This window comes from Mesorhizobium sp. M0184, assembly GCF_040322215.1.
Classification (GTDB): domain Bacteria; phylum Pseudomonadota; class Alphaproteobacteria; order Rhizobiales; family Rhizobiaceae; genus Mesorhizobium.
In genome coordinates, this window is the sequence record NZ_JAMYSZ010000013.1 from 59,938 (window position 1) to 74,835 (window position 14,898).

Here is a 14,898-nt window from a genome sequence, read left to right on the forward strand (position 1 = left end):
CCGGATCGCGGCGCCTCAGTCGTGAAGCTCCCGCGAGATCGGCGGGCCGATCGAAAAGTCGCTGAATGTCACTTCGAAGCCCTCGCGCTGCGGCGAACAGCACATCATGCCGACATCGACCGTTTTCGACGGGGGGAAATAGGCAAGCCGCACCGGTTTCCAGTGCTTGTCAGATGCGTCGCGATACTGGACGCGGATCGTCTCGGCATGGCGGGTCAGGCGGATCCTGACCCCGTCCGGATCGGCCGGAATGCTGGCCAGCGACCAGTCGGAGGCATCGTTGGTGACGACGACGGAAAAATACATCAGCCCGTCGGCGTATTCGATGCCGGCCTTGATCCAGTGCGTCTCGCTCAGGCGGACCATAAGCCCGGCCTGATCGTAAAGCACCTCATAGTGCCCCTTGACCGTGACTTCGGCGCTGAAATCGCCCTCGACCTCACGATAGAGGAAATGGCCATTGTCGCGCCAGAAGCCGTAGAACGTCTCGCGCCAGAAGTCGGTCTCCTCGCCGGTCCGTACATGCACCGTATTGTTGCCGAAGGCGTGGTGCGGCGGCGGATTGAGCCAGGTCAGGTCCGTATTCTCAGATGCCATCGACTTGCTCGCTGCCTGGCAGGTCTGCCGCCTTTTCTTAGCCGGCAAACGTGTAAGCGGTCTTCACCGTGGTGTAGAACTCTGCGGCATAGCGGCCCTGCTCGCGCGGGCCGTAGCTCGATCCCTTGCGCCCGCCGAAAGGCACGTGGAAGTCGACGCCCGCCGTCGGCAGATTGACCATGACCATGCCGGCTTCCGAATTGCGCTTGAAGTGCGTGGCATGCTTGAGGCTCGAGGTGCAGATGCCGGAGGTCAGGCCGAACGGCGTGTCGTTGGCCACCGCCAGCGCCTCGTCATAATTCTTGACGCGGATGACGTTGGCGACCGGTCCGAAAATCTCCTCGCGCGAGATGCGCATGGCGTTGGTGGTTTCGGTGAACAGCGCCGGCTGCAAATAGAAGCCGCGGGTTTCACGATCGAGCCGCTCGCCGCCGAAGGCGAGATCGGCACCTTCCTGACGTCCGATGGCGATATAGTCCTCGTCCTGTTTCAACTGGCTCTGGTCGACAACCGGCCCGATCTGGGTCTTGGCATCGAGAGCGTCGCCGACGACCAACTTGGCCATGCGGTCCTTGAGCGCCTCGACGAAGCGGTCGTGAATGCCGTCCGTCACCACCAGCCGGGACGACGCCGTGCAGCGCTGGCCGGTCGAGAAGTAGGCACCGTTGATGGCGCAGTCGACAGCGACGGCAAGGTCGGCATCATCGAGCACGACAAGCGGGTTCTTGCCGCCCATTTCGAGCTGGAACTTGCGCATGTGCTCGACGCTGGCGGCGGCGACGCGCTTGCCGGTGCCGACCGATCCGGTGAAGGTGATCGCGTTGAGGTCAGGACTGTCGAGCATGGCCTGGCCGACCACCGAACCTTTGCCCATCACCAGGTTGAGCACGCCCTTGGGCAGCCCGGCGCGGTGCAGGATGTCGACAATAGTCCAGGCGCTCTCCGGAACGAGTTCCGCCGGCTTGAAGACGATGGTGTTGCCGTAGGCCAGCGCCGGAGCGATTTTCCAAGCCGGAATGGCGATCGGGAAATTCCACGGCGTGATGATGCCGACGACGCCGACCGCTTCACGGGTGATCTCGACGCCGACGCCGGGCCGCACGCTCGGCACCAGCTCGCCCGACAGGCGCAGCGTCTCGCCGGCGAAGAAGTCGAATATCTGGGCGGCGCGGACAGTCTCGCCGATGCCCTCGACCAGCGTCTTGCCTTCCTCGCGCGCCAACGCCCGGCCGATTTCATCTTTCCGCGCGGTGATCTCGTCCGACGCCTTCCTCAGCACCGCATGGCGGGCCAGCAGGCCCGATCGGGACCACGCCGGAAATGCCGCCTTCGCCGCCGCGATGGCCTGCCGGGCGTGCTCGGCGCCTCCCGATGCATATTCGCCGACGACGTCGTCGAGATTGGACGGGTTGATGTTACGGGAGCCGGCATCGCCTACCCACTCTCCATCGATGAGGTTCTTTCGAAACGGGATCATGTCGCTGTCTTCCTTGTCGTCCTTCGATCGCCGTCTATCTGGACCACCGACCGCCGCACCGCAAGGCCGAAGGCAGGCAAACTTCTCCTCCTCGACAGGCATGTGATAGGTGTCGGGGCGGGGAAGACGATTCTAGTGTGGTGCGACGCGGATCGCACGGGAGGAAAATTATGTCCGACAGCGCCTTGCCGCTGGTGATCAGCGCACCCGAACCGCGCACGCTCGACCTGATCTTCACGCCGGCTGCGCTGGCGAAATTTCGATCGACATACCGCATCGTCGAAATATCGCCCGAAGCGGTGGCGGCGCTGCCGGCCGATATCCTTGCCGAGGCGCGCTACATCGTCGGCCAGCCACCTATCGCGCCGGAGACGCTGGAAACAATGAAGGCGCTGCGCTGCATCTTCAATGTCGAGAGCAACCTCATCAACAACATGCCCTACGAGACGCTGTTTTCGCGCGGCATCCATGTCGTCACCACCGGGCTGGTGTTTGCCGAACCGGTGGCCGAGCTCGGCCTTGCCATGGCGCTCAACCTCGCCCGCGGCATCGTCGACGCCGATCTCGCATTTCGTCAGGGCAAGGAGCTGTGGGGCGGCGACGGCAACCGGACGGCACGGCTTCTTTCCGGCGCGGATGTCGGCATTATCGGCTTCGGCGATCTTGGCCGTGCGCTCAACCGGCTGCTGTCAGGCTTTCGCACGCGGACAAAAGTCTTCGACCCGTGGCTGCCGCCGTCGATCCTGATCGAAAACGGCGTCGAGCCGGCCTCTCTCGACGACGTTCTGTCGAACAGCGATTTCGTCTTCGTCGTCGCTTCGGTGACTAGCGAAAACCAGGGCTTCCTCGGCGCCGAGGCGTTTGCCAGGATGCGCAAGGGAGCCGCTTTCATCCTGCTCAGCCGAGCCGGCGTGGTCGATTTCCCGGCGCTGATGGACGTCGTCCGCAGCGGCCATATCGTCGCCGCCAGCGATGTTTTTCCTGAGGAGCCGCTTGCCCAGGATCACCCGGTCCGCACATTGCCGGGGTTCCTGCGCTCCGCCCACCGGGCCGGTGCGCTCGACATCGCTTTCAAGCGGATGGGCGACATGGTGCTGGAAGACATGGACCTGGTCGACCGCAGCCTGCCGCCGATGCGTTCGAAGCGGGCCGAGCGTGAGACCGTTTCGCGAATGCGTTCGAAGCCGGTCGACAAGAATTAGGCCGTCTGCCCGACGGGTCGCACATGCTCAGACGGTGAAGGACCAAAACAGGCAGGCCAGTGTCGCTGCGGCGAAGACGACGAAGAACAGGCTTCGCAACAGGATGTTCCGGCGCAGCTCGTTGATGAAGAGATGGCATCCGACGACGGCTGCGACAAACAGGAACCGCCAGTTCAGCAGTGCCGGGAGCACATCGCGCTGACCGAAAGCAAATCTCGCGGCGAGACATCCAACGATGAGCGCAAACAACACGATGACCGTCCAGAAGATCGCATCGGCGGCATGTGTCAGGACGATGCCAGCGAGCCTGATCGGCAGAACCATCATCAGCAGTGCGCTGAAAAAATAGATCGCCGCGAGCGGAATGAACGTCCCCGCATCGGCGATGTCGCTCAAGCGCTTGGCGCCGATCGCGCCATAGGGATAGCCATGCCTGGCCACCATCAGGCTGAGCGCCATCAGCAAGGCCGCCAGCGCGGCGGCAAGCGCGAATGAGGTCAGGGCTTTGCTCATGAGGCTCCCGTTCCGAGCGAATCGAAGTCAGAACGTTGGTAGCCCATGGTTTGTAAATTGCTAGTAAGCATCATGCAGCGGCACGGCAGAGTTTCTCGGTGCATTCACTCCGCAGCTTGCAGACGCCGCCCGTCGATAATGGTCTTGATCTCGGCGCGGCAAGAGCCGCAATTGGTGCCGGCGTGAAGGGCGGCGCCGATTGCCGCGACGCTGGTACAGCCGCCGCGTACCGCTTCCGCGATCTGGTTGGCACCGACCCCGAAACAGGCGCAGACGGTGGCACCGCGGTCGACGCTGTTGCCGGCCGGCCGCCCGGCGACAATCGCCAGCCGCGCCTGCCGATCGGCATGGTCAGCACCAAGTTGTTCGACCGCCCAGCCGCGCGACACCGCTACCGGGGTAGGCGCAAGATAGAACGCGCCGACCAGCCGATTGCCTGCGAAACGGGCGAAGCGATGGTGCCCGCCGGCGATGTCGTGATAGGCGAGCGTCTCGCCTTCGAGGCCGAACAGCGAGGCGGCAAACCCGGTCCAGTCACGGCCGGACTGCAGCGCAATTTCAAGGCGCCAGCCGGCGGGGCAGCGGGCGAGGCTCCAGTAATCGGCGTCGATCGATGCGGGTCGTTCGGCAAGCACGGCGAAGCCGAAGGCAGTGGCGGCGAACCGCTGGATGCGGGCGGCAACGTTCTTCGAGGCCGGCTGACCTGAAATCGCATCGGTCGTCGGCGGGACAAGTGCATCGACACGCGCGCGGGCGGAGATCTGATCGGTCCAGTGCATCGGAACGAATACAGAGCCTTGGCGTTGGCGCACCGTCACCAGCGCGCGGACCAGCACCTCGCCATGGCCAGTCGAGACGCGCACGATGTCGGCATCGCCGATACCATAGTGCTGCGCATCCGCCGGGTGGATTTCGACGAACGGTTCGGCCATGTGCTGCGACAGGCGCGGGCTCTTGCCGGTCCGCGTGATGGTGTGCCAATGGTCGCGGACGCGCCCGGTGTTGAGGACGAGCGGGTAGTCCGGGTTGGTGCGGGTTTGTGCGGCTGGGCGGATGGCAATGAAGCGCGCCTTGCCGTCGGGCGTGTAGAAATTGCCGTTGGCGAAGAAGCGGGTGCTGGCTGAGCTATGTCCAGCCTGAACACCCCCCTCTGGCCTGCCGGCCATCTCCCCCTCAAGGGGGGAGATTGGCGGCTTTGCCGGCACCGCCTTTTCAGCAATGGCAACGATTGGCGAAACCGGTGGCGACATCCAATCTCTCCCCTTGAGGGGGAGATGGCCGGCAGGCCAGAGGGGGGTGCCTTGGCTCGGCGCTGGCCATTGGAATGGCGCCAACTCCTCATACGTCCCTGCATCAATCCCGGCGTACGCGCCTATATCAAAATCGCGAACGCCATCATTCTCGAAGCCCGACAACGCGGCATGCTCGGCGAAGATGTCGGCCGGCGACACATGCGAAAAAGCCTCGCCGAAGCCCATCCGCTTGGCGACTTCAGCGATGATCCACCAATCTGGCCTTGCCTCGCCGGGCCTGGCCAAAAAAGCCCGCTGGCGCGAGATGCGGCGCTCCGAATTGGTGACGGTGCCATCCTTTTCGCCCCATGCGGTGGCCGGCAGCCGGACATGGGCGTGGCGGACCGTGTCGGTCTCGCCCAGCACGTCCGAGACCACAACAAACGGGCAGGCCTTGATCGCCGCTTCGACGGCATCGGCATCCGGCATCGAATCGACCGGGTTGGTGGCCATGATCCACAGCGCCTTGATGCGTCCGTCGGCCACCGCTTGGAACATCTCGACCGCTTTCAGGCCGGGTTTTTCGGCGACGGTTGGGGCATTCCAGAAGCGCTGCACGCGTTCGCGGTGCCCGGGGTTTTCGATCTCCATGTGGGCGGCCAGCATGTTGGCCATGCCGCCGACCTCACGGCCGCCCATGGCGTTGGGCTGGCCGGTCACCGAGAACGGCCCGGCGCCGGGCTTGCCTATGCGGCCGGTGCCTAGATGGCAGTTGATGATGGCGTTGACCTTGTCGGTGCCCGAAGACGACTGGTTCACGCCTTGGCTGTAGACGGTCACCGTCTTCGCCGTCGCGGCAAACAGGCTGTAGAAGCGGGCCAGTTCGTCCTCACTGAGACCCGTGGCAGCCGCGATGCCGGCAAGATCGAGCGCCGAGGCGGCGAAAAGCGCTTGCCCGAAGCCGGTCGTGTGCGCCGTGATATAGGTGCGGTCCAGCGCGTTGTGCTGGCCGAGATAGGCGAGCAGCCCGGTGAACAAAGCGACGTCGCCATCGGGCGCGATCGCCAGATGCATGTCGGCGATGTCTGAGGTCATGGTGCGGCGAGGGTCGATCAGCACCACCTTCATCTCGGGCCGCTTTTCCCGGGCGGCGGCAATGCGCTGGTAGAGTACCGGATGGCACCAGGCGAGATTGGAGCCGACCAGCACGATCAGGTCGGCAAGTTCCAGATCCTCGTAATTTCCCGGAACGGTGTCCGAGCCAAAGGCGCGGCGGTGGCCGGCGACCGACGAGGCCATGCACAGACGCGAATTGGTGTCGATATTGGCCGAGCCGATAAAGCCTTTCATCAGCTTGTTGGCGACGTAATAGTCCTCGGTCAGCAACTGGCCGGAAACATAAAAGGCGACCGAGCCGGGGCCGTGTTCGGCAATGGTTTGCGAGAAGGTCGAAGCGACAAGGTCGAGCGCTTCGTCCCAGTCGGTGCGGCGACCGTGGATCTCCGGGTGTAGCAACCTGCCGTCGAGGTCGATGGTCTCAGCTAGCGCCGAGCCTTTGGAGCAGAGCCGGCCGAAATTCGCCGGGTGGTCCGGGTCGCCGCGAACGGTTATTTCACCGTCCGCGGCGACCTTCGCCAGCACGCCGCAACCCACCCCGCAATAGGGGCAGGTGGTCCTCACCTCGCGCGCTTCATCAATCTGCATGGTTCACGCCGCGCGGCTGGCCAGCGCTTCCAGCGCAATGAACAGCCGCTCGCCGTCGATCCGCACGGCAATGGTGCGCACCGCGCCCTCGTCCGCGCCGAGCGCCTTGCCTGTCTCCAGCGAGATCACCCAATTGTGCAAGGGACAGGTCACCGCCGTGCCATGGACGATGCCCTGGCTGAGCGGCCCACCTTTGTGCGGGCAATGGTCGTCGATGGCGAAGACTTGATCGTCGGCCGTGCGGAAGACGGCGATCTTGCCTTCGGGCGTGGCGACGCAGCGCGCGCCGCGACGCGGAATGTCCGAGAGCGTGCCGATCGATACCCAATTCATGTGGCCATTCCTCTTTTGCGCGTGTTCTTGTCCGAAAACCGCATTCCACTTTTCGGGAACACGCGCCTACTCCGCCGCCTGGGCAAAGCCGACCGAAGCCATCGGCCGGAATTCATGCTTGTCCTTGCCGGAAGCACGTTCCGACCATGGGTCGACCTGGGCGAATTTCTGCGAAAAGACGAAGCGCTCGAAATAGGCTTTGCGCTTCTCGCCATCGTCCATGATCTGACGCTTGATCTCAGCTATGCCGACGCGCTTGGCCCATTTGTAGATACGCTCGAGATAGCGGCCCTGCTCGCGATACATCTGCGTCAACGCCACGATATGCTCCAGCGCCTCGTCCTCGGTCTTGACCAGGCCGAGCACTTCGGTGCCCTTGATGTCGAGACCGGCGGCGCCGGCGAAATGGATCTCGTAGCCGCTATCGACGCAGATCACGCCGACATCCTTGCAGGTCGCCTCAGCACAGTTTCGCGGACAGCCCGACACCGCCATCTTGACCTTGGCCGGGGTCCACGAGCCCCACATGAATTTTTCTATACGGATGCCCAAGCCGGTCGAATCCTGCGTGCCGAAGCGGCACCAGTCCGAGCCGACGCAGGTCTTCACCGTGCGCAGCCCTTTGGCATAGGCGTGGCCGGAGACGAAGCCGGCCTGGCCGAGATCGGCCCATACCGCCGGCAGGTCTTCCTTGCGGATGCCGAGCATGTCGATGCGCTGGCCGCCGGTGACCTTGACCATCGGAATCTCGAACTTGTCGACGACATCGGCGATGGCGCGCAATTCGGCGGCGTTGGTGACGCCGCCCCACATGCGCGGAACCACCGAATAGGTGCCGTCCTTCTGGATGTTGGCGTGGACGCGCTCGTTGATGAAGCGCGACTGGTAATCGTCGGCGTATTCGTCGGGCCAGTCGCAGACGAGATAATAGTTGAGCGCCGGCCGGCATTTGGCGCAGCCGCAGGAGGTCTTCCACTCCAGTTCCTGCATGACGGCGGGAATGGTCTTCAAGCCCTTGGCCTTGATCAGCCGGCGGACCTCGTCATGGCCAAGCGCGGTGCAGCTGCACATCGGCTGGACCGCCGCGGGGTTGTATTTGTCGCCGATGGTCAGCACCATCAGCTTTTCGACCAGCCCGGTGCAGGAGCCGCAGGAGGCCGACGCCTTGGTGTGGGCGCGCACGTCGTCGAGCGAGGTCAAGCCCCTGGCCGTGATCGCGCCGGTGATCTTTCCCTTGCATACGCCGTTGCAGCCGCAGATTTCCGCATCATCCGGCAAGGCTGCAACGGCCGCCATAGGGTCCAGGGGGGCGCCTCCCTGGTAGGACTGGCCGAAGATGAGCGTATCTCGCATCTCGGATATGTCGGTCTGCTTCTTCTTGAGGTCGTTGAACCATGCGCCGTCCGCCGTCTCGCCATAGAGCACGGTGCCGATGATGCGGTCGTCCTTGAGTACCAGGCGCTTGTAGACGCCGGCCGCGGCATCGCGCAGCACGATCTCCTGGCGGTCATCGCCCTCGGCGAAGTCGCCGAGCGAGAACAGCTCGATGCCGGTGACCTTGAGCTTGGTCGGCGTGTCCATGTGGACGAAAGCCGCCGCCTCATTGCCGGCCAGATGGCTGGCGGCGACGCGCGCCATCTCGTAGAGCGGCGCGACCAGCCCGTAGACCTGGCCGTTGACCTCGGCGCATTCGCCGATTGCGTAGATATCGGGATCGTTGCTGCGCATGCCGGCGTCGACGACGATGCCGCGATTGACCGCAATGCCGGCTTCCTTCGCCAGCGCCGCATTCGGCCTGATGCCCACCGCCATGACGACGAGCGTTGCGGGAATGACTGTGCCGTCGGCAAGCTCCACCCGCTCGACCTTGCCGTTGCCGGTGATCGCCTGGGTGTTGGCCTTGGTGATGACCTTGATGCCGCGCTGCTCGACGGCGCGCTGCAGGAGATATCCGGCGGCCGGATCGAGCTGACGCTCCATCAGCGTCGGCATGACGTGCAGCACGGTGACGTCCATCCCTTGCGCGTTCAGACCCGCAGCCGCTTCCAGGCCGAGCAGGCCGCCGCCGATGACCACCGCCTTGGCCCGCGACTGGGCGGCAAGCATCATCGCCCGGACGTCGTCGAGATCGCGATACGTGAGCACGCCGGGCAGATCATGGCCTGGCACCGGAATGATAAACGGCACCGAGCCGGTGGCGATGACGAGCTTGTCGTAGGGCTCGGTCACGCCATGATCGGAGGTGACGGTCTTTGCCTGCCGGTCGATGGCGACGATCTTGTGGCCCTTGTAGAGGGTGATGCCGTGCTTGATGTACCAGCCGTCGCCATGGATGATGATCTCCTCATAGGCCTTTTCGCCCGACAGAACCGGCGAGAGCATGATGCGGTCGTAGTTCACGCGCGGCTCGGCGTTGAAGATGGTGACCTGGTAGCGCCCAGGCGCCTTTTCCAGGAGGTGCTCCAGCATGCGCCCGGGGGCCATGCCGTTGCCAATGATAACGAGTTTCTCGGTCATGTCCTGATCCACTCCGGTCTCACTCAGCCGCGTAGGAAAGGCCTGAGGCTTCGTCAGACGCCGTGCGCTCCATCCGCCGGATGGAAAAATGCATCCAGGCAAAGCAGGTGGCGACGATGACGAAGAGCAGCATGAAGCAGCTCGACCAGACGCCGGTGAGGTCGTTGAGCGCTCCGAAGACGATTGGCAGGATAAAGCCGCCGAGCCCGCCAATCATGCCGACAACGCCGCCGACCGCGCCGACACTCTGCGGATAGTAAGCCGGGATGTGCTTGTAGACGGCAGCCTTGCCAAGGCTCATGAAGAAGCCGAGCACACAGGCAACGGCTATGAAGGCGAGCGGGCCGACCTCGAAATGGAAGGCGATCGGCCCGCTGACACCGCGCACGACGTAATCTGCCGAGGGGAGAGACAGAACGAGAGTCGCGGCGGCACTGACAGCGAAGGTCCAGTAGAGCACGGTGCGGGCGCCGATCCGGTCGGAAAGCACGCCGCCGTAGGCGCGGAAAATACTTGCCGGAATTGAATAGGCCGCCCCAATCATGCCGGCGGTCGCAAGCCCGAAGCCGTAGACGCCGATCAGGTAGCGGGGCAGCCACAGCGAGAGCGCCACGAATGCACCGAAGGCGAAGAAATAATAGAAGGCGAAGCGCCAGACCTGCAGGTTCTTGAGCGGCGCGAATTCCTGCAAGAAGCTTCTCGCGGGCGCTGCCTTGCCGGCGCGGCGCTCGCGGATGACCGGATCGTCGCCGGTCGTGAACCAGAAGACGGCGGCCATGACGACGAGTGCTGCCGCCCAGATCAGCGCGACCGACTGCCAGCCCCAGGAGAGAAGCACGAACGGTGCCAGGAACTTGGTGACCGCGGCGCCGACATTGCCGACACCGAAAATGCCAAGCGCCGTACCCTGCTTGCCGGCCGGGAAGAAGCGCGAGACATAGGCGACACCGACGGCGAAGGAACCGCCGGCGAGCCCAACGCCTAGTGCGGCGACCAGCATCTGCCCGTAGGTGTGCGCAAAAGCGAGCAGAAAGGTCGCGACCGCCGCCGCAAGCATGGTCGCGGTGTATACCAGCCGTCCGCCAAAACGGTCGGTCCAGACACCGAGCACCATACGCACGAGCGAGCCGGTGAGGATCGGCGTGCCGACGAGCAGGCCGAACTCCGTCTCGTTCAGCCCCAGCTCCTGCTTTATGCGCACGCCGATGATTGAAAAGATCGTCCACACCGCGAAGCAGACGGTGAAGGCGATGGTGGACATGGCAAGCGCCTGGCGGGGAGCACTGTCCTGGCTGGGCGCGGCTGGGAGATTTGCGGTCATTTTCTGGCTCCGGTTTGCGGCGTGGGAGGCACCGCCCTTGTCTGTTCGTTCGCGACTGTCAGCGGCGCAGCATCGGCGAACTGGTTGAAACCGACCTTTGCGCGGTCACTTCGAGACCCTTGCCGTCAGTCTTGGCGCCGGCGGGAAAGAGGAGGAGCGCGGCGGTGAACAGCGCCGCCGTCAGCGCGCTGACGGCCAGAAAATCGCGGCGCGTGAAGTCCGCGAGGCACGCCCCAGTTCCGATCCGTTTCGTCATCGTCGTCTCCGGTTGGGCGCCGCTTGGGACCAGCGCCGTCGATTGCATCAAAACAAAAAAGCCGCCGGCCAGGTCTTCGCGTCCGGGCTTCCGGGAGCGCGTGTGGACCTGAGCGGCAGCTTTGCCTGTGGCGCCCGCCATTGGACGCCGTTTCACTTGGCCCTTGCGGACCCTACATTTTGGAAAGCAGGAAGCGTGCCAATTCGACAGCGCTCTTAATTATCGAATGAAACCAATGTGAACCGCAGCCGCGCGACTCTTGACCAAGCTCGGCAGCGGATCAAAGATTAGTCAGAATGCCTTGCACAGCAGCATAATATTTGTGCAATGCGGTAGATTGCCCATTGCCGATGCAGATTGCCAATGATGATGACGAGTTTTCCCGTTATGGCCTTACTCCGCGGCTTCGACGAAGCGGTGGCGTTCGTAGAGGAATTTCAGCACCGCCTCGCGGCAGCGCAGGAAGGTGCGGTCGGAGGAAAGCTCGATGCGCCGGCGCGGCCGGGCCAGCGGCACGGCAAGAACCTCGCCGATGGTGGCCGCCGGGCCGTTGGTCATCATGACGATGCGGTCGGACAACAGCACCGCCTCGTCGACATCATGGGTGATCATGATCGTCGTCGAGCCGAGCCTCGAATGGATATCCATCACCGCGTCCTGAAGATGGGCGCGCGTCAGCGCGTCGAGCGCGCCGAAGGGCTCGTCGAGCAGCAGGATCTTCGGCTCCATGGCCAGCGCCCGGGCGATGCCGACGCGCTGCTTCATGCCGCCCGAAATCTCGGCCGGACGTTTGTCCTTGGCATGCGCCATCTGCACGAGATCGAGATTGCGCATGATCCACTCATGCCGCTCGGCCCGGCTCTTGCTCCGGCCAAAGACCTTCGTGACTGCCAAATTGATGTTTTCGTAGACGGTGAGCCATGGCAGCAGGCTGTGGTTCTGGAACACCACGGCGCGTTCGGGACCGGGGCTGTCGACCTCCTTGTCTTCCAACAGAACCGCGCCGGCCGAGACCTTGGTCAGGCCAGCGATCAGGTTGAGCAAGGTCGACTTGCCGCAGCCGGAATGGCCGATGATCGAGACGAATTCGCCCTTGTCGATGGTCAGCCGGATGTCCTTCAGCACGTCGCTGACCTGGCTGCCGCGGGCGAAGGATTTGTCGATGTGGTCGAGTTTCAGATAGGCCGTCATCGTCCCTCTCCTCACTTTGCCGTTGTGCCGCGGGTGACGAAGACGCCGACCGCCGCGACCAGGCGGTCGAGGCAAAAGCCGGTGACGCCGATATAGGCGAGCGCGACAATGATGTCGGGCAGGCGCGACGAGTTCCACGCGTCCCAGATGAAGAAGCCGATGCCGACGCCGCCGGTCAGCATTTCGGCGGCGACGATGGCGAGCCAGGACAGGCCGATGCCGATCCGCAAGCCGGTGAAGATGTAGGGCGCGGCCGCCGGCACCATAATCTTCACAAAGAACTCGAACTGATTGAGCCGGAGGATACGGGCGACGTTGCGGTAGTCCTCGGGGATGTTGCGGACACCGACCGCGGTGTTGATGATGATGGGCCAGATCGAGGTGATGAAGATGACGAAGATCGCCGACGGGCTGGAATCGCGGAACGCCGCCAGCGACAGCGGCAGCCACGCGAGCGGCGGCACCGTGCGCAGGATCTGGAAGACCGGATCGAGACCGCGCATCGCCCAGATCGACTGGCCGACGAGCGCGCCGAGCGCGACGCCGACGATTGCTGCCAGGCCGAAGCCCATGGCGACGCGCTGCAGCGACATCAGCACCCGCCAGGCGAGTCCGATGTCCTGCGGGCCATTGTCGAAGAACGGGTGGGCGATCAGGTCATAGGCCTCGTTCCACACTTGGCTCGGCGGTGGCAGGCTGGCTGTGGGCGACGAACAGGCGACCTGCCAGACGACGAGCATAATGGTAATGACGATGACCGGCGGCACCAGCGTGCTGGCCAGTTTGGCGGCGATCGCGGCCGGGTCGAAGCGGCGCCGCGCCCTGGCGGTCAAGGCGATGACCTCGGCGGGCTTGGCCGGTGCGGGGAACGGCTTCACCTTGCGGTCCTCGATGGCTTGGATAGACATTTCTCGAACGCTCCTTTGGCATTTGGCGACAAGCGGCGCCGTTGCGCTTGTGGCGACAAACGGCGCGAGCGCCGTTTGCACCGTTCAGGCCGATGCCTTGATCTTCAGGCTGTCGAGATAGGCGGACGGGTTCTCCGGATCGAAGATCTTGCCGTCGAAGAAGGTCTCGACGCCGCGCGATGAAGACGCCGGAATATCGGCCGCGGCGACACCAAGATCCTTGGCCGCCTCACGCCACAGATCCTCACGGTTGACCTGGTCGACCAGCGCCTTGATGTCGGTGGTCGGCGCGAACTTGCCCCAGCGTATGTTTTCGGCGAGAAACCAGGAGTCGTGGCTCTTGAAGGGATAGGACACGCCGCCCTGCCAGAACTTCATGTAGAGATCGGTGCCGTTGGCGACGCGGCCATTGCCGTAATTGATGTCGCCCTTGAGGCGGCCGATTATGTCGGCGGTCGGCACGTTCATCCATTGCCGCTTGCCGATGATGGCGGCCATCTCGTCCTTGTTTTCTTTTGCCTCGCACCATTGCTGGGCTTCCATGACGGCCATCAGGATCGCCTTGGTGGCGTTCGGATACTTGTCGATGAAGGCGGCGCGCAGGCCGAGCGCCTTTTCCGGATGCCCCTTCCATAGCTCGCCCGTGGTGGCGGCGGTGAAGCCGACGCCCTGGTGGACGAGTTGCTCGTTCCACGGCTCGCCGACACAGAACACGTCCATGTTGCCGACCTTCATGTTGGCGACCATCTGCGGCGGCGGCACGACGATGGTCGATACGTCCTTGTCGGGATCGATACCGCCGGCGGCCAGCCAGTAGCGCAGCCAAAGATCGTGCGTGCCGCCCGGGAAGGTCATGGCGGCCTTCACCTCCTTGCCTGCGGCCTTCTTGGCCGCGAAGGCGTCCTTCAGCTTTGAGGCGTCGAGGCCGACGCCGGTGCCGGCATATTCCTGGGCGACAGAAATGCCCTGGCAGTCGTAGTTGAGCCGGGCCACGATCGCCATCGGCAGCGGCTGCTTGTTTTGCGTCACCTTGCCGGTGTGCATCAGATAAGGCATCGGCGTCAGGATATGGGCGCCGTCAATGCCGTTGGCTTCGCCGCCGAGCACCAGATTATCGCGCGTCGCCCCCCAGGAGGCCTGCTTGAGCACCTCGACGTCGGGCATGCCGAATTTCTCGAACAGGCCCTTCTCCTTGGCAATCATCAGCGGCGCCGCATCGGTCAGCGCTATGAAGCCGAGCTTGGCGCCGGTGACTTCCGGCGCGGCGGGCGCCGCATAGGCGCCGGAGGGCAGCAGCGCACGCGCCGCGGCCAGCGTTGCCGCGGTGGCCGCGCTGATCCTCAGGAAATCGCGGCGGCTGATCGCCGTTTGGGCGGAATGGCTATTGGTGCTTTTCGTCATCGTCATCTCCGGTTGGGCGCGGCTTGGGATCGGCGCCGTCGATTGCGTGTTCGACCAAAACAAAAAAGCCGCCGGCCAGGCCGCGCGCGTCCGTCCATCCGGGATCGCGTGTTGACCTGAGCGGCAGCGTTGCCTGTAGCGCCCGCCATTGGACGCCTATTCCGTGACCCGAGAAGAGTCTGCCTATTGCAACGCAGGAACCGTGCCAGTTTCGGAATGGATGACAAACATCAATGAGATCAATGA

The 14,898-nt window shown here is 64.0% G+C and carries 13 protein-coding genes; 2 read left to right on the top strand and 11 right to left on the bottom strand.

Annotated elements, in window-relative coordinates:
- Positions 1 to 15: 15 nt before the first annotated feature.
- Entirely contained in the window at positions 16 to 597 is a 582-nt protein-coding gene (locus tag NKJ23_RS17620; protein WP_352681404.1) for a DUF1349 domain-containing protein, read from the bottom strand.
- A gap of 37 nt (positions 598 to 634) precedes the next feature.
- The gene (locus NKJ23_RS17625; RefSeq protein ID WP_352681505.1) at positions 635 to 2,071 is read right to left on the bottom strand and encodes an aldehyde dehydrogenase family protein; all 1,437 of its coding nucleotides are present in this window, start codon (positions 2,069 to 2,071) and stop codon (positions 635 to 637) included.
- Positions 2,072 to 2,244: 173 nt separating this feature from the next.
- On the opposite strand from NKJ23_RS17625, the gene NKJ23_RS17630 reads away from it, so the two are divergent.
- Positions 2,245 to 3,276: a hydroxyacid dehydrogenase gene (locus tag NKJ23_RS17630; protein WP_352681406.1), complete on the top strand. Its 1,032-nt coding sequence runs from the start codon at positions 2,245 to 2,247 to the stop codon at positions 3,274 to 3,276.
- A gap of 27 nt (positions 3,277 to 3,303) precedes the next feature.
- On the opposite strand, the gene NKJ23_RS17635 is transcribed toward NKJ23_RS17630, so the two are convergent.
- The 9 genes from NKJ23_RS17635 to NKJ23_RS17675 form a co-directional block, all read right to left on the bottom strand.
- Complete coding sequence (locus NKJ23_RS17635) at positions 3,304 to 3,789, bottom strand: hypothetical protein (protein ID WP_352681408.1); 486 nt, start codon at positions 3,787 to 3,789, stop codon at positions 3,304 to 3,306.
- Between the two features lie 104 nt (positions 3,790 to 3,893).
- Complete coding sequence (locus tag NKJ23_RS17640; protein ID WP_352681410.1) at positions 3,894 to 6,725, bottom strand: nitrate reductase; 2,832 nt, start codon at positions 6,723 to 6,725, stop codon at positions 3,894 to 3,896.
- 3 nt (positions 6,726 to 6,728) lie between these two features.
- Positions 6,729 to 7,058, bottom strand: a complete 330-nt coding sequence (nirD, locus tag NKJ23_RS17645; protein ID WP_023676297.1) for a nitrite reductase small subunit NirD — start codon at positions 7,056 to 7,058, stop codon at positions 6,729 to 6,731.
- A gap of 66 nt (positions 7,059 to 7,124) precedes the next feature.
- On the bottom strand, positions 7,125 to 9,575 hold the full coding sequence (gene nirB / locus NKJ23_RS17650; RefSeq protein WP_352495738.1) for a nitrite reductase large subunit NirB: 2,451 nt from the start codon (positions 9,573 to 9,575) through the stop codon (positions 7,125 to 7,127).
- 19 nt (positions 9,576 to 9,594) lie between these two features.
- Positions 9,595 to 10,896: an MFS transporter gene (locus NKJ23_RS17655; protein WP_352634970.1), complete on the bottom strand. Its 1,302-nt coding sequence runs from the start codon at positions 10,894 to 10,896 to the stop codon at positions 9,595 to 9,597.
- Between the two features lie 58 nt (positions 10,897 to 10,954).
- Positions 10,955 to 11,293, bottom strand: coding sequence for a hypothetical protein (locus tag NKJ23_RS17660; RefSeq protein ID WP_352681412.1), 339 nt, complete (start codon positions 11,291 to 11,293; stop codon positions 10,955 to 10,957).
- Between the two features lie 252 nt (positions 11,294 to 11,545).
- A complete protein-coding gene (locus NKJ23_RS17665) occupies positions 11,546 to 12,343 on the bottom strand; it encodes an ABC transporter ATP-binding protein (RefSeq protein WP_352591076.1) in 798 nt (265 codons plus the stop codon).
- An 11-nt stretch (positions 12,344 to 12,354) separates the two neighbouring features.
- Complete coding sequence (gene ntrB, locus NKJ23_RS17670; RefSeq protein WP_352448435.1) at positions 12,355 to 13,251, bottom strand: nitrate ABC transporter permease; 897 nt, start codon at positions 13,249 to 13,251, stop codon at positions 12,355 to 12,357.
- A gap of 84 nt (positions 13,252 to 13,335) precedes the next feature.
- Positions 13,336 to 14,652 carry a CmpA/NrtA family ABC transporter substrate-binding protein gene (locus tag NKJ23_RS17675; RefSeq protein ID WP_352448434.1) on the bottom strand — a complete coding sequence of 439 codons (1,317 nt, stop codon included), beginning with the start codon at positions 14,650 to 14,652 and terminating at the stop codon, positions 13,336 to 13,338.
- Between NKJ23_RS17675 and NKJ23_RS17680 the strand changes: the two genes are divergently transcribed.
- Complete coding sequence (locus NKJ23_RS17680; protein WP_352448433.1) at positions 14,639 to 14,767, top strand: hypothetical protein; 129 nt, start codon at positions 14,639 to 14,641, stop codon at positions 14,765 to 14,767. The genes NKJ23_RS17675 and NKJ23_RS17680 overlap by 14 nt on opposite strands.
- Positions 14,768 to 14,898: the final 131 nt, after the last annotated feature.